This window comes from Aeromonas sp. A600620, from assembly GCF_029479985.1.
Lineage (GTDB): Bacteria > Pseudomonadota > Gammaproteobacteria > Enterobacterales > Aeromonadaceae > Aeromonas > Aeromonas veronii_A.
On sequence record NZ_JAAKXB010000007.1, the window covers coordinates 153,257 to 175,659 of the forward strand.

The 22,403-nt window shown below is 60.6% G+C and carries 14 protein-coding genes; 2 read left to right on the forward strand and 12 right to left on the reverse strand.

The genetic code is table 11. The features are described 5' to 3' along the window. Positions 1 to 69: 69 nt before the first annotated feature. Complete coding sequence (locus G5533_RS11170) at positions 70 to 1,692, reverse strand: acyl-CoA synthetase (RefSeq protein WP_441254810.1); 1,623 nt, start codon at positions 1,690 to 1,692, stop codon at positions 70 to 72. Positions 1,693 to 2,359: 667 nt separating this feature from the next. Between G5533_RS11170 and G5533_RS11175 the strand changes: the two genes are divergently transcribed. After that, a complete protein-coding gene (locus tag G5533_RS11175) occupies positions 2,360 to 3,886 on the forward strand; it encodes a YfcC family protein (RefSeq protein ID WP_441254811.1) in 1,527 nt (508 codons plus the stop codon). A 62-nt stretch (positions 3,887 to 3,948) separates the two neighbouring features. On the opposite strand, the gene G5533_RS11180 is transcribed toward G5533_RS11175, so the two are convergent. Next, on the reverse strand, positions 3,949 to 4,137 hold the full coding sequence (locus G5533_RS11180) for a hypothetical protein (RefSeq protein WP_040069812.1): 189 nt from the start codon (positions 4,135 to 4,137) through the stop codon (positions 3,949 to 3,951). Between the two features lie 501 nt (positions 4,138 to 4,638). On the opposite strand from G5533_RS11180, the gene G5533_RS11185 reads away from it, so the two are divergent. After that, positions 4,639 to 5,178, forward strand: a complete 540-nt coding sequence (locus G5533_RS11185; RefSeq protein ID WP_026035120.1) for a glycine zipper 2TM domain-containing protein — start codon at positions 4,639 to 4,641, stop codon at positions 5,176 to 5,178. Between the two features lie 115 nt (positions 5,179 to 5,293). Here G5533_RS11185 and xdhC read toward each other — a convergent pair whose 3' ends face one another. The 10 genes from xdhC to ygfK form a co-directional block, all read right to left on the reverse strand. Further along, the gene (xdhC, locus tag G5533_RS11190; RefSeq protein ID WP_058056839.1) at positions 5,294 to 5,779 is read right to left on the reverse strand and encodes a xanthine dehydrogenase iron sulfur-binding subunit XdhC; all 486 of its coding nucleotides are present in this window, start codon (positions 5,777 to 5,779) and stop codon (positions 5,294 to 5,296) included. Then, complete coding sequence (gene xdhB, locus G5533_RS11195; protein ID WP_441254812.1) at positions 5,776 to 6,654, reverse strand: xanthine dehydrogenase FAD-binding subunit XdhB; 879 nt, start codon at positions 6,652 to 6,654, stop codon at positions 5,776 to 5,778. Before xdhB ends, xdhC begins: the two co-directional genes overlap by 4 nt. Further along, on the reverse strand, positions 6,647 to 8,965 hold the full coding sequence (gene xdhA, locus G5533_RS11200) for a xanthine dehydrogenase molybdenum-binding subunit XdhA (RefSeq protein WP_441254813.1): 2,319 nt from the start codon (positions 8,963 to 8,965) through the stop codon (positions 6,647 to 6,649). The genes xdhB and xdhA overlap by 8 nt, the downstream gene beginning before the upstream one ends. Before the next feature lie 378 nt (positions 8,966 to 9,343). Beyond that, a complete protein-coding gene (locus tag G5533_RS11205) occupies positions 9,344 to 10,645 on the reverse strand; it encodes an NCS2 family permease (protein ID WP_441254821.1) in 1,302 nt (433 codons plus the stop codon). 397 nt (positions 10,646 to 11,042) lie between these two features. Beyond that, positions 11,043 to 12,359: a guanine deaminase gene (gene guaD / locus G5533_RS11210; protein ID WP_139429891.1), complete on the reverse strand. Its 1,317-nt coding sequence runs from the start codon at positions 12,357 to 12,359 to the stop codon at positions 11,043 to 11,045. Positions 12,360 to 12,411: 52 nt separating this feature from the next. After that, positions 12,412 to 13,935: a nucleobase:cation symporter-2 family protein gene (locus G5533_RS11215; protein ID WP_421255161.1), complete on the reverse strand. Its 1,524-nt coding sequence runs from the start codon at positions 13,933 to 13,935 to the stop codon at positions 12,412 to 12,414. Positions 13,936 to 14,030: 95 nt separating this feature from the next. Then, the gene (locus G5533_RS11220) at positions 14,031 to 16,928 is read right to left on the reverse strand and encodes a molybdopterin-dependent oxidoreductase Mo/Fe-S-binding subunit (protein ID WP_421231024.1); all 2,898 of its coding nucleotides are present in this window, start codon (positions 16,926 to 16,928) and stop codon (positions 14,031 to 14,033) included. After that, positions 16,925 to 17,701, reverse strand: coding sequence for a molybdopterin-dependent oxidoreductase FAD-binding subunit (gene ygfM, locus G5533_RS11225; protein ID WP_421231025.1), 777 nt, complete (start codon positions 17,699 to 17,701; stop codon positions 16,925 to 16,927). Before ygfM ends, G5533_RS11220 begins: the two co-directional genes overlap by 4 nt. An 80-nt stretch (positions 17,702 to 17,781) precedes the next feature. Then, positions 17,782 to 19,110 (reverse strand): putative aminohydrolase SsnA, encoded by a 1,329-nt coding sequence (gene ssnA / locus G5533_RS11230; RefSeq protein ID WP_421255163.1) that lies wholly within the window; start codon positions 19,108 to 19,110, stop codon positions 17,782 to 17,784. A gap of 30 nt (positions 19,111 to 19,140) precedes the next feature. Then, on the reverse strand, positions 19,141 to 22,251 hold the full coding sequence (ygfK, locus tag G5533_RS11235; protein WP_216953630.1) for a putative selenate reductase subunit YgfK: 3,111 nt from the start codon (positions 22,249 to 22,251) through the stop codon (positions 19,141 to 19,143). Positions 22,252 to 22,403 lie beyond the last annotated feature (152 nt).

The window sequence follows — 22,403 nt, forward strand, 5'->3', positions numbered from 1 at the left end:
CAGCAGCCCTCCAGACCCCTTGTATCTCCCTCCTATGAATGGCTGTGCTGGCTCCTTACGAACAGGCCGCTACCCCAACTGTTTGCGCAGCACGAATTTTTGTACCTTGCCGGTCGAGGTTTTCGGCAACGGGGTGAAGATGATGCGTTTGGGGGCCTTGAAGTGGGCCATCTGCTCACGACAAAAGGCGATCAGCTCCGCCTGGGTAGTCTCTCGCCCCTCTTTCAGTTTCACGAAGGCGCAGGGCACCTCCCCCCACTTCTCGTCGGGCATGGCGATCACCGCCGCTTCGTCCACATCGGGATGGCGATAGAGCACATCTTCCACCTCCAGACTGGAGATGTTCTCCCCGCCCGAGATGATGATGTCCTTGGATCTGTCCTTGATCTCCACATAACCATCCGGGTGCCACACCGCCAGATCGCCACTGCGAAACCACCCCTCCGCCATCGCCTCGGCGCTGGCCGCCGGATTTTTCAGATAGCCCTTCATCACCACATTACCGCGCAGCACTATCTCCCCCATGGTTTTGCCATCTTTGGCTACCGGCTCGCCACTGACCGGATTGATAACCCGCATCTCCCCCTGCAGAGGTGACGCAACCCCCTGCCGTGCCTTGAGGCGGGAGAGCGCCGTAGCATCCTGCCCTTGCCAGCTTCTCTGCGGCTCGCACAACACGCAGGGACCATAGGTTTCGGTGAGGCCATAGACGTGGGTCACGGCGATCCCCATCGCTTCCATACCGGCGATCACGGTGGCGGGGGGCGCAGCGCCGGCGGTCATCACCTTGATGGGGTGATCCAGCCCACGCTTGAGCGCCGGATCGGCATTGTTGAGCATATTGAGCACGATGGGCGCTGCGCAGAAATGACTCACCTTGTGCTCATGCAGCGCCTCATAAATGGCGGCCGCCTGCACATGACGCAGACAGACGCTCACCCCGGCGGTGGCCGCCAGCGTCCAGGGGAAACACCAGCCGTTGCAGTGAAACATCGGCAAGGTCCATAGGTAGACGGGATGTTTGGGCAGCTCCCAGGAGAGCACATTGTTGATGGCGTTGAGGTGGGCGCCGCGATGGTGATAGACCACCCCCTTGGGGTTGCCGGTGGTGCCGGAGGTGTAGTTAAGGGAGATGGCCTGCCACTCATCTTGTGGCAGCCAGCCGGGCTCATCGCCGTTACCAGTGGCAATAAAGGCCTCATAGGTCAGTTCACTGACAAGCGCCCCCTCCCGGTAGAGGGGATCGTCGATGGCGATGACCAGCGGTTGGCGCTCCAGCAGATCCAATGCCTTGCGCACCACGGCGCCGAACTCCCTGTCCACCAGCACCGCCTTGCTCTGGGCATGCTGGAAGATAAAGGCCATCGACTCGGCATCGAGCCGGGTATTAATGGTGTTCAGCACGGCGCCGCTCATGGGCACCCCGAAGTGTGCTTCAAACATCGCCGGGATATTGGGCGCAACGATGGAGACGGTATCCCCCTCCCCGATACCGCTGAGCCGCAGGGCCGAGGCCAGCAGGCGGCAACGGCGGGCGGTCTCGCCCCAGCTCTGGCGCAGCGGGCCGTGGATCAGCGCCGGATAGTCGGGATAGACCCGCTCCGCCCGCCCCAAAAAGCTGATGGGGGTCAGGGCCTCAAAATTGGCGGCAGTTTTGGCAAGGTCGCGCTCATAGATGTTCTGCACTGTCATCGGGTTCCTTCCTCACAAGTGGCACAAAACGGGCTATTTCGGGATCAATCAGAGATCAGCAAGCGACATAGGCATCCTGCCCGTCACTGGTCTCTTATGGGGATGACAGCCTAACAGTGAGCCTGCGGCGGCAGGTATTAGCAAAACGTCTTAGACAGGGGCAGCCTGCTGCCAACAGAGGCCCCCTGTTTTCGTTGCAAAAAAATATTTCATTACGGGAAAGCGTGCCATTTTTTTCACAGGCTGTTTTTGGCGAATAACGAAAAATGACGATAATGGAATATTATTCCGTCAAAACTGCTTTATATGTCATTTCATTCATCTCGGCACGCACTATTTTCATGACCTTTATTTAAGGTAAACCGCATAAAACGAAAGCCGAAATAGTTATTGCATAATAACTTTTATTTCATATCAGCTGTTAAATCCATGGAAAATAAATTTTGTGAGCCATCCCATAAAGCGAGCATGGCACCATGTTCATTCAGCCACACACGGGTTACGGTTACAACGTGAAACAATCTACCGGATGTTCAATATCAGGCCAGATTTCTCGCCAATCACTACGCAATCCACAGTGAGTTTGCGTACCTTGGATGTATGACGCAGAAACCCTATCGACCCGATATTCCGCCGAGCCCAAACCTGCTTTATCAAGGAGCATTTTATGTGTGCCGTGCCGAATACCACACCACGCAGACAATTCCCTACTGCATTTACCATTCTGTTTCTTATTATGTTACTGGCCATTGCACTGACCTGGATAATTCCGGCGGGCGCCTATGCCAAGCTCTCTTATAATCCAGCCAGTGAAAGTCTGATGGTCAATAGCCCACAGGGGGAAATAAGCCGACTTCCCGCAACCCAGGATGCCCTGGCAAAACTTAACATCAATATTGCGGTGGAGCAATTTACCAACGGCACCATCCGCAAGCCCATTGCCATTCCCGGCACCTATGCCCGATTGGAGCAAGCGCCCAAGGGGTTCGGTGACGTGGCGGTCAGCATGGTCAAGGGCACCATAGAGGGGGCGGATATCATCGTCTTTATTCTGGTGCTCGGGGGGCTGATCGGCGTCATCAACAAGACAGGTGCCTTCAGTGCAGGGCTGGTGGCGTTGTCGCGCAAGACCCGGGGCAACGAGTTCCTGTTTGTGGCGCTGGTCTGCTTCGTAATGGCGCTGGGAGGCACCACCTGCGGACTGGAGGAAGAGGCGGTCGCCTTCTATCCCATACTGGTGCCCATCTTTCTGGCGCTCGGCTATGACTCCATCGTCTGCGTGGGAGCCATCTTCCTCGCCGCCTCCATGGGCACCACCTTCTCCACCATCAATCCCTTCTCGGTGGTGATCGCCTCCAATGCCGCCGGCATTCCCTTTACCGAGGGGCTGATCTTTCGCGCCATTGGCTGTCTGGTGGGCACCATGGTGGTGATCAGTTATCTCTACTGGTACTGCAAGAAGATCAAGGCCAACCCGGCCTTCTCCTACACCTATGAGGACAGAGAGAGTTTTCGCGCCCGTTTTCTCAAAGAGGGCTCTATGGACGAAGGGGTGCCCTTCACCCTGCGCCGCAAGATCATTCTGACCCTGTTTATCCTCGCCTTCCCGCTGATGGTGTGGGGCGTCTCCATGGCCGGTTGGTGGTTTCCGCAGATGGCAGCCACCTTCCTGACCATCGCCATCATCATCATTTTTATCTCGGGTCTCAAAGAGAAAGAGGCAGTCGAGGCCTTCACTCAGGGGGCGTCGGAGCTGGTGGCGGTCTCCCTCATAATCGGGCTGGCACGGGGGGTCAATCTGGTGCTGGATCAGGGGATGATCTCGGACACCATTCTGGCCTACGCCTCCGATCTGGTCTCCGGCATGCACGGCGCCGTGTTCGCGGTGGCGCAGATGCTGGTGTTCACCCTGCTGGGGCTGGTGGTGCCCTCCTCCTCCGGGCTCGCAGTGCTCTCCATGCCCATCATGGCGCCGCTGGCAGATACCGTGATGATCCCCCGCTATATCGTGCTGTCGGCCTACAACTGGGGCCAATACGCCATGCTGTTCCTGGCCCCCACCGGACTGGTGCTGGTCACCCTGCAGATGCTCGGCATCCAGTTCAACAAGTGGGTCAAGTTCGTGCTGCCCATGGTGGGCTTTGTGCTGGGATTTGGCGCCCTGATGCTGGTGGCGCAAGTGATGTTGGCCTGATGGGCCTGTGATACATGAGTGACAACACCCCGAGCCTGGCGCGGGGTGTTCTTTTGTCAGCCTTAGTGGCGCACCCGCCCCTGCTGGCGGAAGCAGTAGAGTTTAAGGCTGATGTCGGCGATATCGGCGGGAAGCTCCTCTCCCTGCTCGGCCAGGGGCCGGTAGAGGGATGAGAGCAGACGTTCAGCCTGCTGCGCCGTGATGATGTTGGCCTGGATGGCCGGGGTGATCCAGCTGGGTAACATTGACATATCTCCCCCTCGTTGATCCGGTGATCTCGGGTGAACCTCTTCATATCAGGTCTTACGCAGTTGTCTGCCGACCCGTTCACCCTCTGCTTCACCCAATCAAAGCAAAATGCTTGCCGTGATCTCTTATCGGCCAACATCCGATGGGGCTGGAGCCATTTATCAACCACTTGCGTGGCCATCTCAACGAACAGAGCCCTTGCTCAAGGCCTCCCTTGACCTGCCCCCGTCAGCACTTTGCCACTCTGGCATTCTGCTCACCGCACGCCTTGCAAATTGCGACTCGAATTGCTCCTTATTACACTGGCACAGTCCACCATGCGCCGGAAACCGGTCACTTTTAGTCCGTTGTCGCCAAAGCCAGACACTTTTTCGGGGTGACTGTTTTTTGACCTTGCCAGCGCCTGTCGCAGACCCATCCCCCTCGCCTTGTTCGGCCAACCGGTTATGACAAGATGGCGCCAGATTGGAACAGCCCGTATGGGTATGCAGGAGAACAACAAGATGAACAGATCCATGATGGCAGGTATCGGTATTGGCATCGCCTCGGCCCTGGCGCTCTCGGCGGCGGCCAGTGGCTCGCTCTTTACACCACAACCCACCTTTGCCGAGGTGATTGCCAGCAAGCCGATCACCGAGACCATCAAGACTCCCCGCCAGGAGTGTCGCAACGTCACCGTGACCCACCGCAAGCCGGTACAGGATGAGCACAAGATCCTCGGCACCGTGGTGGGCGCGGCGCTGGGGGGCGTGGTCGGCCACCAGTTTGGTGGCGGCAGTGGCAAGAAGGTGGCCACCGCTGCCGGGGCTGTCGCGGGTGGTTATGCCGGTAATCAGGTGCAGGGCAATATGCAGGCTGGCGATACCTACACCACCACCGAGCAGCGCTGCAAAACCGTGCAGGATACTAGCGTCAACACAATTGGTTATGACGTGACCTATCGCCTCGCAGGTCAGGAGGGGGTGATCCGCATGAAGCAAGCCCCCGGTGCAACCATTCCGGTCAAAGATGGCAAATTGGTGATCGACCAGCCAAAAGTGTGATTTCTCCTGACCCCACTCAGCAGCAGGCCCGCCTCTTTCGAGGCGGGCCTGTGTTTTTGGACGGCTTGTTTCCTTTTTCAAACAACGGCACGCACCACTCACGGCACTAGAACTATCACCCCTTGCAGCACTTCTTCACCGCCCGCACCACGTTCTGATAGCCGGTACAGCGGCAGAGGTTGCCAGAAAGGCCGCGGCGGATCTCCGCATCGGTCAGTGGACGGCGCTCGGTCTTGTCGAGCAGAGCCGCGCTCGCCATCACGAGGCCCGGGGTGCAAAAACCGCACTGCACCGCCCCCTCGTCGATAAAGGCCTGCTGCACGTCGGAGAGCTCGTTACCTTTGCGTTCCCCCTCCACGGTACGAATGGATTTGCCATCGGCCCACACCGCCAGATAGAGGCAGCTGTCGATAGCGGTGCCATTCACCCGCACGGTACAGGCGCCGCACTCACCGACACAGCACCCCTCTTTCACACTGATCAGCCCCTGCCCGCGCAGGAAGTGGAGCAGCGACATGGTGGGCGGCACTGCATAGGAGTAAGGCTTGCCGTTGATCTCGCACTGGATCTCCACTGCGGGACAGCTTTGCGGTTGCATCATAGGATCTTGCCTCCGGCACGTTCGACTGCGCAGGCGACCACCCGCTGCGCCAGGGTTTTGATAAGGTGCAGGCGAAACTCCTTCTCCGCCCGCCAGGAGGAGCGCGGCGCCACATCGGCTACCACCGCCTCGGCAATGGCTGCCAGTGTGGCGCGAGTCAGCGGTTGCCCTTCGGCCGCAGCTTCCGCGTGAGGCGTGCGTACCGGTGTCGGTGCCGCCACCCCATAGGCCAGCCGCAGACTCTTGAAGTGACCATCCTCAATCTGGCAGTAGGCGGCGCAGCCGATGGTCGCGATATCCATGGCATCGCGCATGGCGTATTTGAAGTAGTGGGAGCCCACATGGGGGTGAGAGTCCGGGGCAAAGTGAAACGCCACCAGAATTTCCGCCGGTTGCAGCGCAACCTTGCCTGGGCCGGTATGAAAACCGGCGATGGGGATGCGGCGTGTGCCGTTAGGACCAGCAATCTCAAGCTCGGCCTCCAGCGCGACGGTAGGCGCCGCCGAGTCGGCACTGGTGGCGCCGTTGCAGATGTTGCCGCCATAGGTGGCGACGTTGCGGATCTGCGGGCCGGCGATAGTAGCGGCCGCCTCGGCCAGCATCGGCAGGCGGCGCTGCACCAGTTCGTTCTCGATGAGCTCGGTAAAGGTGGTGCCGGAGCCGATGCGGATAGAACCGTCAGCCAGCTCGCTCACCCCTTTGAGTTCGGGCAAGTCGTGAATATCGACGATATGGCGATAGGCGGCGTTGAGGTGATGCAGCTGGATCATCACATCGGTGCCACCGGCCAGAAGGCGCGCCTCGGGGTCAGCCTGACGCAGGGCGACCGCCTCGGCCACACTGTGCGCCTTGTAGTAACGGGCAATATCAAACATGGTGTTGCTCCTCCCCTGCTCCCTCGCCAATCAGACCCGCCGCGACAAACTCCCGAAACAGGGTTTTGGGGGTGATGGGCAGCTCGTTGATGGCCACCCCGGTCGCCATGCGAATGGCGTTACGAATAGCAGGGCCCGGCGAGATGATGGGCGGTTCCCCCAGGGATTTGTGGCCATAGACCGACTGGGGCTCGTAGGTCTGCACGAAGTCGCACTCAAGCTCTGGCAAATCCAGCATGGTGGGAAACTTGTAGTCGAGCAGGTTGGGGTTGCGCACCACGCCGCTCTTGGCGTCGATGATCATCTCCTCGAACAGGGACCAGCCGATCCCCATCCCCATGCCGCCGTGCACCTGTCCCTCCGCCAGCTGCGGGTTGAGGATCTTGCCCGCATCGTGCAGGTTGATGATGCGATTGATGGTCACCTTGCAGAGATCGATATCGACGCTGAGATCGACAAAGGTACAGCCGAAACTGGGCGGGTTGGTGGTGGTCTTGTGGGAGACCTCGGAGGTGATCTGGCCACCGATGGTGAGGTGGTAGTAGGCGTTGACCGACACCTCGGCGACGCTGATCAGCACCTTGTCCGGCGCACCGGCCAGCACCACGTAGCCGTCGATCAGGGTCAGCGATCCTACATCCTGATGGCAGAGTTGGGCCGCCAGCGACAAAATGCGGGCCCGCAACTGCAGCGCCGCCTGATGGATGGCGGGGGCCGCCACATAGCTCTGACGCGAGGCGAACGAGCCAGGATCATAGGCAGTAATGTCGGTATCCTGAGTCGAGATGACCCGGATCTGCTCAAACGGAATGCCCAACGTCTGGGCCGCCATCTGGGCAAAGACGGTGTCCGACCCCTGCCCTATCTCGGTGGCGCCGATCTGCAGATTGACGGTGCCATCCTGATTGAGCAGCATGCGGGCGCCGGCAATTTCGACCCCCACCGGATAGGTGTTGGAGCCGTAGCTGAAACAGGCCACCCCGATGCCACGGCGCACCCGACTCGCAGGATCCTGCCCCAAGCACTCGGCCTTGAGCCGATCCCACTCGAACATCTCGCGACCACGCAGCAGGCAGTCCGGCAACCCGGCGCTGTAGATGGTCTTCTGGTTGACCTGATTGACATCCCCCTCGCGCGCCACGTTGGCGATGCGTACTTCGAGCGGATCCAGACCCAACTCGGCGCAGGCATCGTCCAGCATGCACTCGAGGGCAAAAATCGCCTGGGGCGCGCCGTAACCGCGCATTGCACCGGCGGTGGGCAGGTTGCTGTAGAAGGTCTTGGCGTCATAACCGAAGGCGCTGCGCGGATAGAGGTAGCTGATCTTGTTGCCACCGGCGCTGGCGATGGAGTGGCCATGGGAGGCATAGCCGCCGGTGTTGGAGAGCACGTCGAGCTGATAGCCCTTGAGGGTGCCGTCGCGGTTGAGACCCATCTTGCCGTCGATGGCAAAGCCGTGGCGGGTGCGGGAGGCAAAAAAGCACTCTTCCCGGCTCAGGGTCACCTTGACCGGCACACCGCCAAGCTTGTAGCTCAGAAACGCCGCCATCGGCTCTTCCAGCACATCCTGCTTGTTGCCAAAGCCGCCGCCCATATAGGGTTTGATCACCCGCACGCTCGACCAGGCCAGGCCGAGAGATTTGGCCACCCGGCTGCGCACTATCTGGGGGATCTGGGTACTGCTGACCACGATGATGTGGTCCGGCTGATCCATATAGGCGTAGCAGGTCACCGTCTCCAGATGGCAGTGCTGCACCACCGGGGTCCGGTAGTGCCCCTGAAACTGCAGATCGGCCGCCGCAATGGCCTGCTCCGGGTCATTGGCGCGAAGCTGGCTTTGGCGCAGCAGATTGCCGCTCGGGTGAATGGGATAGGCACCCTCGGCCAGCGCACTTTCGGCATCCGTCATCACCGGCAGCGGCTCGTAAGTCACCTTGACCAGCGCGGCCGCTTTTTCGGCGACCAGCGGATCGCGCGCCACGACTATGGCGACCCCATCGCCGAAGTGGCGCACATGATCGGTGAGCAGACGGCGGTCTTTCACATCCCGTTTCGCCTCATCGAGGGACCAGGCGTGACCGGCGGTGCGAAAACAGGTGGTGGGCACATCCTCGTGGGTAAACACGGCTTCGACCCCGTGCAGGGCCAGCGCCTCGGTCGCATCGATGGCAAGCACCTTGCCGTGGGCAATATTGCTTCGCACGTACTTGGCGTGGCGCATCCCGAGCATGATGTTGTCATCGGTATAGCGGGCGCTGCCGGTCACCTTGGCCTCGGCATCCACCCGCTTGAGCGGTAATCCTATGGACATATGCAAGTCCTTTTTTCGAAGGGAAAAATCTGGAACCGGCATAAAAAACAGCAAGATATGCGCCTGTTTCCCGCCATCGTCAGGACAATGGGGAGAAGTGTGAAGGGGATCCCATCTAGCCCGCTTTTGTTTGCCCGAAGCGACAAGCCAGGGGCAGCCCCTGAGCAAACGGGGCACATCAGCGGTGAAAAAAACGGCAGAGCGAGTAGCGCAAGGGTGGGAGCCTATCAATCTGGTAGGGGGATTTATCAAAATGGTATCGCGATGAGACCACCCAACTGCGGAGACGGCCGAGACGTGATAGCCAGCATGGGTGGGCTAAAAATAACAGGTATAAAAACGGGGCCGCCAGTGCGGCCCCAAACGGGCGGGTTATCCCTAAATAGCCCACCCCCCAGCATAAAAGAGCACCAGCGCCAGGGCGATGACCACGGTGCCGACGTTGAGCTTGTGCCACTCCTTCGAGCAGATGCGGCCGATCACCAGCGAGCTGAAGCCAAGCATGATGCCGGTGACGATATTGCAGGTGAGCACGATAAAGACCGCACACACTAGCCCGGACATGGCCCCGACAAAGTCATCGAAATCGAGCTTGGTGACATTGCTCAGCATCAGGAGTCCCACATACATCAGGGCCGGTGCGGTGGCATAGGCCGGCACCAGATAGGAGAGCGGCGAGAGGAACAGCATCAACAGGAACAGGCCGCCGACCACAGTCGCGGTGAGGCCGGTTTTGCCCCCCGCCGCCGTGCCTGCTGCCGATTCGATATAGACGGCAGCGGGGGCCGCCCCCACCAGACTGGAGAAGATGCTGCTGACCGAGTCGGCACTGAGCGCCTTGCCGCTGTTGATGATATGACCATCTTTATCCAGCAGGTTGGCCTGCCCCGCCACGGCGCGGATGGTGCCGGTGGCATCAAATACCGCTGTCATCACCAGCGCCAGCACGCTGGGCAACACCAGCGGCGAGAGCGCCCCCATGATATCCAGGCTGAAGATGAGGGACTTGCCCTGATCGTCCGAGAGGCTCGGCAGGGCGAACAGCCCCTGATACTTCACCGCCGGATCGAAGATGAGGCCGAAGATGGAGATGGCGATGATCACCAGCAGGATCCCCCCCGGTACTCTCAGCTTCTCCAGCCCGAAGATCACCGCAAGGCCGATCAGGGACATGATGACCGGCATAGAGGTAAAGGCCCCCAGCGCCACCGGCAGCCCATCCAGCGGGTTCTTGATCACCAGCCCCACCCCGTTGGCGGCAATAAGCAGCAGGAAGAGACCGATACCGATGCCGGTGCCGTGGGCAATCCCCATCGGCAGGTTGTCGAGGATCCAGCTACGCACCCCGGTCACCGAGATGGCGGTAAACAGTACCCCCATCAGGAAGACGGCCCCCAGCGCCACCGGAATGGGGATCTGCTGCCCCAGCACCAGACTGAAGGCGGTAAACGCCGTGAGGGAAATAGCGCAGCCGATGGCCATCGGCAGCTTGGCCCAAAGCCCCATCAAGAGTGAACCGAACCCCGCCACCAGACAGGTGGCGACAAACACGGCGCCGGGAGGAAAGCCCGCCTTGCCGAGCATGCTCGGCACCACGATCACCGAGTAGACCATGGCAAGGAAGGTGGTGAGGCCCGCCAGCACCTCCTGTCTGACGTTGCTGCCCCGCTCGCTGATCATAAAGTAGCGATCAAGAGCCGTGAGCGGCTGTTGCTTTGCTGCACTCTGGCTGGCGTCATCATTGGCCAGCTGTTCCACGCTGTTTGTCCTGCTGTTTGCTTGGGTCATACCCAACTCCTTCACACGCGCCTGAATGTTCCATGACGAAATGGCGACAGGATCTGCGGGTCTGCCGAGCGCCAGTCTGATGAGAAACAGGCGATGGTGGCAGAGGATGCGACAGACAGACCAGGGCAGGCAGCCTTGACTCAAACGTTTGCCTTGCTGGTCAAAAAAACCGGGCCATTTCACGTTCTATGCGGGGAGATCCCCTGTCGTGCGGCAAGACTGGCGCCCCTGTGGAGCACGCCAGCCGCCGTATTCGTTGGGGCTGCGCCGCGGCAGCCCACTCCAGCCCCTACCCCCGTTCATGCACCAGTTGGCCATCCACATAGGTGCGGTAGATGGATCTGTCATCCCCCAGGGTCAGCAACACAAAGAGCTTGTCCCGCAGGGTGGTGGAGTTGTCATAACGCAGCTGCTGCAGCGGGGTGGCGACCGGGTCGAGCACCACGAAGTCCGCCTCCTTGCCCACCGCAAAGCTGCCGATCTTCTCGTCCAGCCCCAGCGAATGGGCGCCGCCCAGGGTGGCTAGATAGAAGGCCTGATAGGCCGAGAGCCGTTCGCCCTGCAGTTGCATCACCTTGTAAGCCTCGTTGAGGGTCTGCAGCATGTTGAAGGTGGTGCCCGCGCCGATGTCGGTGCCCATCCCCACCTTCACCTGCTTGCGCCACGCCTTGTGCAGCTTGAACAGGCCGCTGCCCAGATAAAGATTCGATGTGGGGCAGAAGGCGATGGTGGAGCCGGTCTCCTTCAGGCAATCCCACTCCTGCTCTTCCAGATGGACGCAGTGGGCAAACACACAGTTGTGGCCGGTCAGGCCATGCTGGTGATAGACATCGAGATAACCCTTGTGCGCCGGAAAGAGGGATTTGACCCAGGCGATCTCATCCTTGTTCTCGCACAGATGGGTGTGCAGATAGGTGGTGGGAAACTCTTCGCGCAGTCGCCGCGCCATCGCCAGTTGCTCGGGTGTCGAGGTGGGTGCAAATCGCGGTGTGATGGCATATAGAAGTCGACCGTTACCATGCCAACGCTCGATAAGCTGCTTGCTCTGTTCATAGCTGCTCTCGGCGGTATCGAGCAGATAGTCGGGCGCGTTGCGATCCATCATTACCTTGCCCGCGATCATTCGCATATTGATGCGACTGGCCGCCTCGAACAGGGCATCCACCGACTCGGGGTGAACGGTGCCGAACACCAGCGCCGTGGTGGTGCCGTTTCGCAGCAACTGCTTGATAAAGAAGGTGGACATCTCGCGGGCATACTCGAGATCGTTGTAGCGCCGCTCGGCGGGGAAGGTGTGGCGGTTGAGCCACTCCAGCAGCTGCTCGCCATAGGCCCCTACCATCTCGCTCTGGGGATAGTGAATGTGGGTATCGACAAAGCCGGGCACTATCATCTTGCCGCGATAATCGCGCACCCGCACTTCGGCCGGAATGCGATCTTTCCCCTCCTCCCACTCACCGAACCAGTCGATGCAACCGTTGCGAATGATCAGCAGACCATCCTCGATAAGGCGGGCGTTGGACTCAATCTCCTCGGGCTGATCCACCACCCGGGTGATATCGAAGAAACTGCCGCGTACCGCTTTGACAGAGTTGTCGTTTTTCATAACCGTTTCCCTGTTTTTCTTGTTCTGTTGACGTTTTTTGCCGATTTAACCGTCAGACCCGTTCCACTTGTGGCGCCACCGCCTGCCCGGGCACTGGCTCTGGTGACCCCTCACCCTTGCTGGCCGATGGCTGGCCCGCACTGCGGGCGGTAAAGCTCACATCCGGCTTGTCGCTCAGCTGGATCACCTCCACCGCCTCGGCATCCCTGACGGCCGCCTTGCGTTTGCGGCTTTGCGGCAGCACCAGATTCATGATGATGGCGGTGATGCCGCCAGCGCAGATGGGGTTCTCCACCAGCATGTAAATACCCGCTGGCAGCACCTTGAAGACGTTCGGGTCATAGGAAACACCGAGCCCAAGGCCAAGCGAGGTGGCGACAATCAGAGTCTCCCGCCGATCGAAGCCGTGGCTGATGATGATGCGACCACCGGCGATGGCGATCATCGAGAACATGATGACCATGGCGCCCCCCATCACAGGTGACGGTATGGTGGTAAAGAAGCGCCCTACTACGGGGAAGAGCCCCAGCAGCACCAGGATGACGGCGATAAACTTGCCCACATGGCGTGAGGCCACCCCGGTCATCTGGATGACGCCGTTGTTCTGGGCAAAGGTGGTGAGTGGCAAAGAGCCGAGGGCAGAGGCGATCACCGACACCAACCCATCAGCCAGCACGCCGCCGGATAGCCGTTTTTGAAACTCGGGACCCTGAATATCCCGGTGGGAGACCATGGCGGTGGCGGTGATGTCCCCCACCGCCTCCAGCACGCTCAACAGATAGATGGTGCCCGCCAACATAAAGGCGTGAAAATCGAAGGAGAAACCGTACTTGAACGGGATCGGCACCGTAATAAGCGGCAGGTTTTCAAGGGCGGAGAAATCCACCATACCGAGCATCAGGGCCACCGCATAGCCCACCATCAGACCGATGGCGATCCCGCTCATCCGCAGAAGCGGGCTTCGGCTGCAGTTGAAGGCGACGATAACGCAGAGCACCAAGAGCCCCAGCCCGATGTGCTCGTATTTGCCAAAGGTGCCGCTGCTCATGGCGGAGAAGCCGCCGCCAAAATCGATGATCCCCACCTTGATAAGGCTCAGGCCAATCATCAGTACCACCACACCGCTCACGGTCGGGGTGATCACCCGCTTGAGGTAGGGCAGCACAAAGGAGGAGCCCATCACCAGAAAGGCGCCGACAAAGGAGACCCCGAGCAGGGTCGAGACGATCAGCTCCTCATGGATGCCATCTTTTTTCATGGCGCCGCCGAGCGCGATCATCACGGTGACGAAGGAGAAGTTGACCGACTGGATGGAGAGCAGCCCCGAACCGATGGGGCCATAACGGTTTACCTGCAGCCAGGTGCCGATACCGGAAGCGATCATCGCCATGGAGACCAGATAGGCGGTGATCTCGGTGGAGAGGCCCAGGGCGCCGCCGACGATCAGCGCCGGGGTCACCATGGGGACAAAAATCGCCAGCAGATGGGTCACTGCGCCCATCAGGGTTTGATAAAACGGGGGGTTGTCTTCCAGCTCGTAAATGAGATCCGAGTGCTTGCGTGTTGTTTTAGACATCGTGTTTGTCCCATCACACAGAATGTAGGCGGAGTACTCATTCCGCCGTCAGGCGCTGGGGGCGAGCTGGTGCCCGCCCCTCACCTTTTCTTTTGTTATGCCGACACTTTTTGCTCCAGCTTGCCCAGTTCGCGCAGGATCTGCTCCGGCGTGAAGTGCCACTTGCGCAACCAGACACCACAGGCGTCGTGGATAGCGGTGGCGATGGCAGGCGCCGCGCCGTTGACCCCGATCTCCGAGATGGACTTGGCGCCGTAGGGGCCAACCTTGTCGTCACTCGGCACCAGGAAGGCCCGGAAGTCGCGGGGAATGTCGCCAATCTTGGGCGCGCCATAGCTCTTCAGATCCCGGGTCAGCGGGATGCCCTTGCTGTCGTAGCAGATCTCCTCGGTCATGGTGTGGCCGATGGCCCGCATGGTCGCCCCGTAGATCTGACCGAGCGCCAGTTCCGGGTTGATGGGGGTGCCGCAGTCGAGCAGGGCGTAGAACTTGTCGAGCCGGATCTCGCCGGTTCTGACGTTGACCGCCACCTCGGCGAAGTTGGCCCCGTACGGGAAGGCAAGCTCAGAGGTGATGTAGCTGGCGGTGCCCACGAGGATACCGAAGCCGGTACCGGTCTCCGCCTTGTGGGCCAGCTTGGCAAGGGTCACCTCCCCCTGCTTGCCGCGCACTATACCCGGATGAACCAGCTCCACATCCTCCACCGGCTCGCCCAGCATGGCGGCGCCGTGGAACAGGATCTTCGCCTTGAGGTTCTCGGCCGCCATCTTGGCCGCATTGCCGGAGAAGCAGGTGCCTGACGAAGCGTAAGCCCCCTTGTCGAACAGGGCGTGGTCGGTGTCGCCAGAGATCACATGCACATCGCTGAGCGGGCAACCGAGCACCTCGGCGGTCAGCTTGGCGACCACGGTATCGAGGCCGGTACCGATATCGGCGCCACCGGAGTGGACGATAAAGGTGCCGTCCGATTCCAGCTTGACCATGCAGTTGGCCTGATCGATATCCGGGATCCCCGATTTTTGCATGATGATGGCGACGCCACGACCGATGCGCCAATCTCCATCGGCGGGTTTGGGGCTATCCCAGGCAATCAGTTCGCGACCCTGTTTGAGGATGGGCTCGAGGGCGCAACTGGCCGCGTGGGGCACAGAAGTCGGCATCTTGCCCTCGCCGATGGCCCCCAGCACCTTGAGGATGTCCCCTTCATGCACCCGGTTGTGCTCCACCATGTCGAGCTGATCGATACCCAGTTTCTCGGCCAGTTCGGCAATGGCCATGGTCAGCGCGAAGTTGCCCTTGGGCGCGCCGTAGCCCTGATAGGCGCCGGTCGGGCAGATGTTGCTGTAGTAGGTGTTGACGGTAAAGCGCACGTTGTCGCACGGATAGAGCGGCAGGGAGAGCGCCGGGCCGTTACTCGGCACCGTCAACGAGTGGTTGCCGTAAGGGCCGGTGTTGGCGCGAAAATCCATCTCGATGGCGGTGATGGTGCCATCTTTCTTGGCCCCCACTTTCACCTTCACCTTGGCCACATGGCGCGAGGTATTGCTGATGAACTCCTCTTCACGGGTGTAGCGGAAGGTGACCGGACGGCCGGTGACCTTGGTCGCCCAGGCGCACACCTCTTCCAGCAGGATGTCCTGCTTGGAGCCAAAACCGCCCCCTACCCGCTCCTTGATCACGTGCACCTGATGTTGCTTGAGGCCGACGATACGCGCCACCTGACGGCGCACGTGCCACGGCACCTGAGTAGAGGCGTGAATGACCAGACGCTCCCCATCCATATAGGTGAAGCAGATGTGCGGCTCGGTCGGGCACTGCTGGGCCTGGGTCGATTCGTAAGTACGTTCGACTATCTCGTCCGCCTCGGCAAAGCCCTTGGCCACATCGCCGATCTGGCCATGGACGCTTGCGGCCAGGTTCTCGTGCGGGCGGGAGCCGATGGGGAAGTTGATGATCATGTGCTCGTCGCCGCGACGTACCGAGCAGGCGTTCTGCTGCTCGAGATCCGCAGGCGCACCGGCCATGTAGACAATGGGCTCGTCGTGTACCAGGGGTGCATTGGGGGCCATCGCCTCATCGATATTCATGACCGCTGGCAGCACCTGATACTCGACCTCGATGAGTTTCAGGGCTGCCAATGCGATGGCTTCGCTCTCGGCCACCACGGCGGCGACCCTGTCACCTACGTGGCGCAGCTTGCGGCTGAACATACGGCGATCAAGCGGTGACGGCTCGGGAGCACTCTGACCACCCGGAGTGTAAAACACATCCGGGCAGTTGAGGTGGGTAATGACATGCACGACGCCCGGCAGCGCCTCGGCGCGGCTCACATCGAGTTTGGTGATCACCGCATGGGGATGGGGGCTGCGCAGCATCTTGATGATCAACGCATCTTCAGTAACCCGATCCTCCACATAACAGGGCTTGGCCTGCACCATCTTGGCGGCGTCCACTTTCGGACAGCTCTTGCCGATATGGCGCAGGTCGTCACGAAACTCGGGAGCAATCTGGCACAGGTAATCGGGATCCTTCATCCGTGAACAGGCAAGCTCGATGGCCTGATAAAACTGCTGATAACCGCCGTCCCGGTGAAAGAGGCCCGAGAGGGCATCGTCGATTTGATCACGGGTAGGCTCGGGGTGGCGATCAAGCAGGTCGGTGACGATGAGTGCCGCAGCCGGATCGTTGTAGCCGGACTGCACCACGCCCACATCTACCATCGCCTGCTGTACCAGGCTGAGCTGGTTCCAGCTGCCGAGCGACTCGGCGGTGCGCACCTCTGATCCATCCAGCTGGGCGGCGATCAGCAGAGAGGCGTTGATCACCTTGCCGTTGAAGAGAATGGCGTCAGAACCGGCAAAGCCGAAGCCGTCGTCACTGTTGCGCACCGAGTGCATCCGGCACTGGTTGAACAGCACCCGCTGGGCATTGTCACCGGCCTTGCAGATGACGGTGCGCAGGGCACCGTTCAGGGTAAAGTTGAGTTCCATCATGCTTGCACCTCCTGCTGCTGGCAATCCACCAGCAGATCCGCCACTACCACGCCGGTGATATACCGCTTGTAACTTATGCTGCCCGCCAGATCTTCACGGGGCGCAATCAGCTCGCTTACGGCGGCCTCCAGCGCGGCATCGTGCAGTTCGCGGCGCTCCAGATCCCGCAGGCGCATCGGCTGCGGGGTGACGCCAGCAACGGCGACCCGCATTTCGCCAATGCTGTCGAGGGCCACGGCGGCGGTCATCACCGCCAAGCCATCGGCGTTGCGGCTGATGCGGCGAGTGGCGCAGCGCAGTTCAGGCTCCGGCAGCACAACCCCCAGCACCAGGGCATTGCGCTGACCCGCCAGATAGGCGTCGATGGGTTGCAGCAGGTTGTTCTCCAGCACCACCACCGCTTCGAGCACCAGCAGCACCGGCAGCAAGGGGGAGTCCTGCTGTTGGCAGGCAAGTTCGCCGCCGATGGTGGCCTGATTGCGCAGATGGCGGGAGTAGACAAACCCCAGCGCATCGCACAGGGCGGCCGGGGTACGGGGATCCTCTTTCAGGGTCTGCAGGGTGACGGTGGCGCCGATATGGAGCTGGCCGTGCTGCTGCTCAATCTGGTTCAGTCCCAGCTTGTCCAGCGAGATAGCGACCTTCTTGTCGGTGCGAGTCGGAGCGGCGTTAAGCTTGCTGCCGCCTCCCATGTAGACGGCGTCGTTGCCGAAACTGGCCTTGAGTTCCAAAGCCTGACCCAGTTGCTCGGGTCGGAAGAATTGCTCAATCATGTGTCGTCCTTACTCTTGCTGCCCGCCGCCGGGAAAATCAACAGGGCGGGCAATCCGGTCCAAAACTGTGGAAGGTGGCCTTAGGCCAGCTGATCCATCCGTTGCCACAGGCGGCTCGCCACCTTGCTGGCCTGCTCGTAAATGGGCGCGACATCGAACGGGAACTCGCGATCCTGATAGACCATGCGCCCCTCCACCATCACGCTGTTGACGCTGTTCGATCCCATACCAAAGGCGAGATGGCCGCCGAGGTTGCGCGGCGCCAGCGGGGTCGGTGCGTCGTAGTCGCAAATGGTGAGGTCGGCCTTGTAGCCCGGCTCCAGGTGGCCAAATTTGGCACCGAAGTTGCGCTCCAGCAGGGTGTTGCCGTTCCAGAGGAAGCGGGCAAAGCTGTCGGGCCACAGGGCGCCACCGGCATCCTTGTGCTTGAAGTAGGCGAACTTGAGTTCTTCGAGCATGTCGGAGCCGATGCCATCGGTACCGAGCGCCAGATTGCGATACTCCGGCAGGTGCATGTTGTAGCCCACGTGGTTGTTCATGTTGGAGCGGGCGTTGTGCACCAGAAAGGCATCGCGGCTGTTGAGCAGCTCAATGTCAGCCGGGCTCAGGTAGATGCCGTGGGCGACAAGTGACTTGCTGTCGATAAGGCCAAACTCGTCCAGCCGGGCGATGGGCTCCTTGCCATAGTGGTGGTGGCCGTGGGCCATGTCGTAGCGGTCTTCCGCCACATGGATATGCAGCCCGCGACCGGTAACCTGCACCGCTTCGCGCAACATGGCTAGCCCTTCGTCTGGTACGGTGAAGGGGGCGTGGGCGCCGATATGGGCTTCAACCAGATAGGGTTCGTTCCCCTTGGCCTTGGCGGCATCAATGGCCTGCGCAAATAGGATGTTCTCCTCCACCCCAGCCTGCAGCTCGGCGAGGCCGCCGTTGCGATCCGTGGTCTCGAAGCAGGTCATGCCGCGCAGGCCCGCCTCCATAAACCCTTTGCGCAGCACATTCAGGGAGCCCTTGATGAAGTTGGGCGAAGCGTGGTGGTCGATCACCGCGCTGCAACCGCTCTTGATCGCCTCCAGCGAGCAGATGAGACCGCTGTAGTAGAGGGACTCCTCATCGAGCGCCCGATCGAGCCGCCACCAGAGGTTTTTCAGGGTGGAGATAAAGTCCGGGCAGGGGGCAATGTTGGCCATGATCCCCCGCGACAGGCCTGAGTAGAAGTGGTTGTGGGCACAGACGATGCCCGGCATCACCAGCTTGCCCCCCATCTCCCGATAGTTGGCCTCCGGGTAGAGGACCCGCAGATTGGGCCCCACCGCTTTGATAAGGGTGCCTTCGATGGCGATATCCACCCCTTCCAGCACCCGGGTCGGCTCCAGCTGGACAGCGGTGACGTTTTTCAGAATAAACATGGTGTGCTCCTTCGCTTATTCGTGGTTCGCTCAGGCCTCGACGGCCCCCAGCAGGTAGTGGTGATGAGCATGGACATGGCTGATGATCCGGCACATATCGCCAAGGGCCGCTGGCGCATCCTTGATCCGGCTCTGGGCGTCTATGGTCAGGCGATAGGTCTCGCCACCCTGACGCACCCGCAGTTCGCCACCGTCAGCCAGATAGAAACCGGGGTTGCGGCTGTTGTCGAAATCCTCGGGCAGGCTGAAGATGGTGACCTTGTCCTGATAGGGCTTGCCCTGCCACGGGCAGAACTGGGCGCAGTTGCCACATTCGTTGCAGTAGGCATCCAGGTGCAGGGTCTGGAACTGATCCTTGAAGCCCGGCACCGCAATGGCGACGTTGGCCCGGTTGGGGCAGACATCCACGCACTTGCTGCAGAGGTAGTTGCACTCGAGGCAACGGTGCGCCTCTTGCGCCACGAAGGCATCCCGCTCATTCTTGTCGACCATAGTGACGGCGATGCTCCCCTTGCGACGGTAGATCTCATCCTTGCCCGACGGCTGGATGGTCACTTCACTCTGCTGGCTGGCGATATGCTCGCGAGAGAGCACCAGATCCGCGGCGCGGCGGGCACCACCGATGGCACCGACGATGGAGGACGGGCCGCTCTGCACGTCACCGATAAGGAAGACGTTGCGACGGCTGGTTTCGCCGGTCTGGCTGTCCACCTCGGGCCAGCCATCGCTGCCCAAGGGAATGCCCATCGCTTTGAGCACCTCGCAGTCAGGCTGCTCGCCGATGGCGGTGATCAGCGCATCCATCTGCATCACTTCGGTCTGCTCGGTGGGCACCGGACGGCGGCGGCCCTGCTCGTCAGGTTCCCCCAACGCCATCATCCGCACGGTGAGCTTGCCATCTTTGTCAAAGCGCTCCGGATTGGTGAGGAAGCAGAAACGCACCCCATCCTCCACCGCTTCCAGATACTCCTCGCGATAGGCGGGCATCTCTTTCTCGCTGCGACGGTAGATAACGGTCACATCGCTGACACCCGGCACCTTGAGGGCAGCGCGGGCGCAGTCCATGGCGGTGTTACCGGCGCCGATCACCGCCACATGGCGGCCGAGCGGCAGCGGTTTGCCCTGATTGAAGCTGCGCAGGAAGTGGAAGGATTTGTAAATCCGCTCGTGTCCCCCTTCGAGACGCATGCCGCCATTCTTGTCGGCGCCGATGCCGACGAAGACATAGGTAAAGCCCTGGGCGTGCAGCTTGTCGACGGTGAGCGCCGGATCGCAGCCAAACTCGAACTTGACCCCGTGGGCGGCGACAAAGTCGATGTCATGCTGGATAAGCTCGGCCGGAATGCGGAACTCGGGGATGATGTGCTTGACCACGCCACCGGCATCGGCTTCACGCTCGAACACGGTGACCGGGTGACCGGCGCGGGCCAGGAAGTAACCAGCGGAGAGACCGGCGGGGCCGGCGCCAATCACCGCTACCGGGTGCTTGTCACCACTGCCTGCCGGTTTGTGCCAGCGAGCCTTGTACCCTTCCCAGCCGCGCTCCAGCGCCACCTTTTTCAGCTCGCGGATGTTGAGCGCGCTGTCGTAGTCGAGACGGGTGCAGTTGTACTGGCACTGGTGATCGCAGATATGGCCGGTGATGGCGGGCAAGGCGTTGCGCTGATAAATCAGCTCAAGGGCTGCCACATACTGCCCCTCGCCCATCAGGCGAATGTACTCGGGGATATCCTGATGCACGGCGCAGGCGGTGACGCAGGGCGCTACGTAGCAGTCGGTCAGCGGCAGGCCGCCACCCACTTCGATGCGATCGTCGGACTTCCACTCCTTCTGGGTGTAATCCATGGTGAGGGCCTTAGCGGCAAGCGCTTCCAGCTTGGCCACATCCACCTGACTCATGCCCCAGCTGTCGGAGGCGTCGATCTCTTTGAGACACTCGATCTGGCGCAGGTAACCACCCGGTTTCAGCAGATCAGTGGCCATGGTGATGGGACGAATACCGGTCTCGAAGATCTCGGCGATATTGAACTTGCTGGCACCACCGGAGTAGGAGATGGGCAGCTTGCCATCGAAGGCGCGGGACAGCACAGCGGCCACGTTGATGGAGAGGGGGAACAACGCACGGCCGGACATATACATCTCATCCCCCGGCAGCGCCCCTTTGCGGTTGATGGTGCCGAGGGTGTTGGTCAGCTTGACCCCGAAGGTGAGCCCCTTCTCGGCCCCCAGCGCCATCAATCGGGTCAGCATTGCCTTGGCCTGATCCAGCTTGAGGTCGTGATCGAACGACGCTTCGCTCAGACCAATGTAATCAAAGCCGCAGGTATCGAGGATCTCGCGCACCCGCGGGTAGCCTAGCAGGGTCGGGTTCAGTTTGACGAAGGTGTTGAGCCCCTTCTCTTCCAGCATGTAGCGGCAGATGGCCTCAATTTCGTTGGGCGGGCAGCCGTGCATGGTAGAGAGGGTAACGCCGTGCACCAGATTGGCCGGGATACGATCTACCAGCTGTTGCAGGCGATCGCGGCGCGCCCCCAGTCCCAGCTCGGCGATAAACTGCTCATCGGCCACCAGCTCACGTACCACCTGCTGGTATTCGGCAAATTTCGGATTGCTGCTGGCATCCATCAGGCTGTGGATGAACTGCTGCATCGGTGGCTGTTTGATGCCATCGAGGTTGTAACCCACGCTCATGTTGAAAATGAAAGACTTGGCCTCCCCCTCAAGACGCGGATCGAACACCTCCTCCAGCAGATAGAGGGCAAACCAGGCCTTCAGATACTCGTCAAACGCCTTGGGCAAGGTGAACTCGGTAGACCACTCGGTGTTGAAGCACTCGTCTTCGGCATCGATGCAGGGCTTTTCCAGTTCGAGACGGTCCAGGATCTGCACCGTCTTGAGCTCGATAAAGCGCCCGCCGGTCAGCCAGGAGGTGACGATGTTCTGGGCCAACTGGGTATGGGGGCCGGCTGCCGGGCCAATGGGGGTCTCGCAGGTTTCACCGAACACCTTGATCTTGCGCTCGTCCTGCTTGCGATAGAATTGCGCGGCGGGAATACCGAAAATGCTCTGACTCTCTTTATATTCCGCAAAAATACGGGTCAGAAGGTTCTTGAAGGGAACGGGTCGCATAATATCGCCCATGGCTATCTCCTTGCAGCTGTTCTGCCCATTGGCAGCATGAATAAATGGGGTATCCCGCACGGGTGTTCCCCCTTGGCAAGGAGAGGAGCAACTATCAGGCCACTACAGTTATAAAACGAGCTACAAAACTATTTTTTAGGGTGAAAGCGTGA

Coding starts and splice junctions, on each gene's coding strand:
- G5533_RS11175 (WP_441254811.1), top strand. CDS start 2,360: ATGTGTGCCGTGCCGAATACCACACCACGCAGACAATTCCCTACTGCA.
- G5533_RS11205 (WP_441254821.1), bottom strand. CDS start 10,645: ATGATCAGCGAGCGGGGCAGCAACGTCAGACAGGAGGTGCTGGCGGGC.
- G5533_RS11180 (WP_040069812.1), bottom strand. CDS start 4,137: ATGTCAATGTTACCCAGCTGGATCACCCCGGCCATCCAGGCCAACATC.
- guaD (WP_139429891.1), bottom strand. CDS start 12,359: ATGAAAAACGACAACTCTGTCAAAGCGGTACGCGGCAGTTTCTTCGAT.
- xdhB (WP_441254812.1), bottom strand. CDS start 6,654: ATGTTTGATATTGCCCGTTACTACAAGGCGCACAGTGTGGCCGAGGCG.
- ygfM (WP_421231025.1), bottom strand. CDS start 17,701: ATGATTGAGCAATTCTTCCGACCCGAGCAACTGGGTCAGGCTTTGGAA.
- xdhA (WP_441254813.1), bottom strand. CDS start 8,965: ATGTCCATAGGATTACCGCTCAAGCGGGTGGATGCCGAGGCCAAGGTG.
- G5533_RS11170 (WP_441254810.1), bottom strand. CDS start 1,692: ATGACAGTGCAGAACATCTATGAGCGCGACCTTGCCAAAACTGCCGCC.
- xdhC (WP_058056839.1), bottom strand. CDS start 5,779: ATGATGCAACCGCAAAGCTGTCCCGCAGTGGAGATCCAGTGCGAGATC.
- G5533_RS11220 (WP_421231024.1), bottom strand. CDS start 16,928: ATGATGGAACTCAACTTTACCCTGAACGGTGCCCTGCGCACCGTCATC.
- G5533_RS11215 (WP_421255161.1), bottom strand. CDS start 13,935: ATGTCTAAAACAACACGCAAGCACTCGGATCTCATTTACGAGCTGGAA.
- ssnA (WP_421255163.1), bottom strand. CDS start 19,110: ATGTTTATTCTGAAAAACGTCACCGCTGTCCAGCTGGAGCCGACCCGG.
- G5533_RS11185 (WP_026035120.1), top strand. CDS start 4,639: ATGAACAGATCCATGATGGCAGGTATCGGTATTGGCATCGCCTCGGCC.
- ygfK (WP_216953630.1), bottom strand. CDS start 22,251: ATGGGCGATATTATGCGACCCGTTCCCTTCAAGAACCTTCTGACCCGT.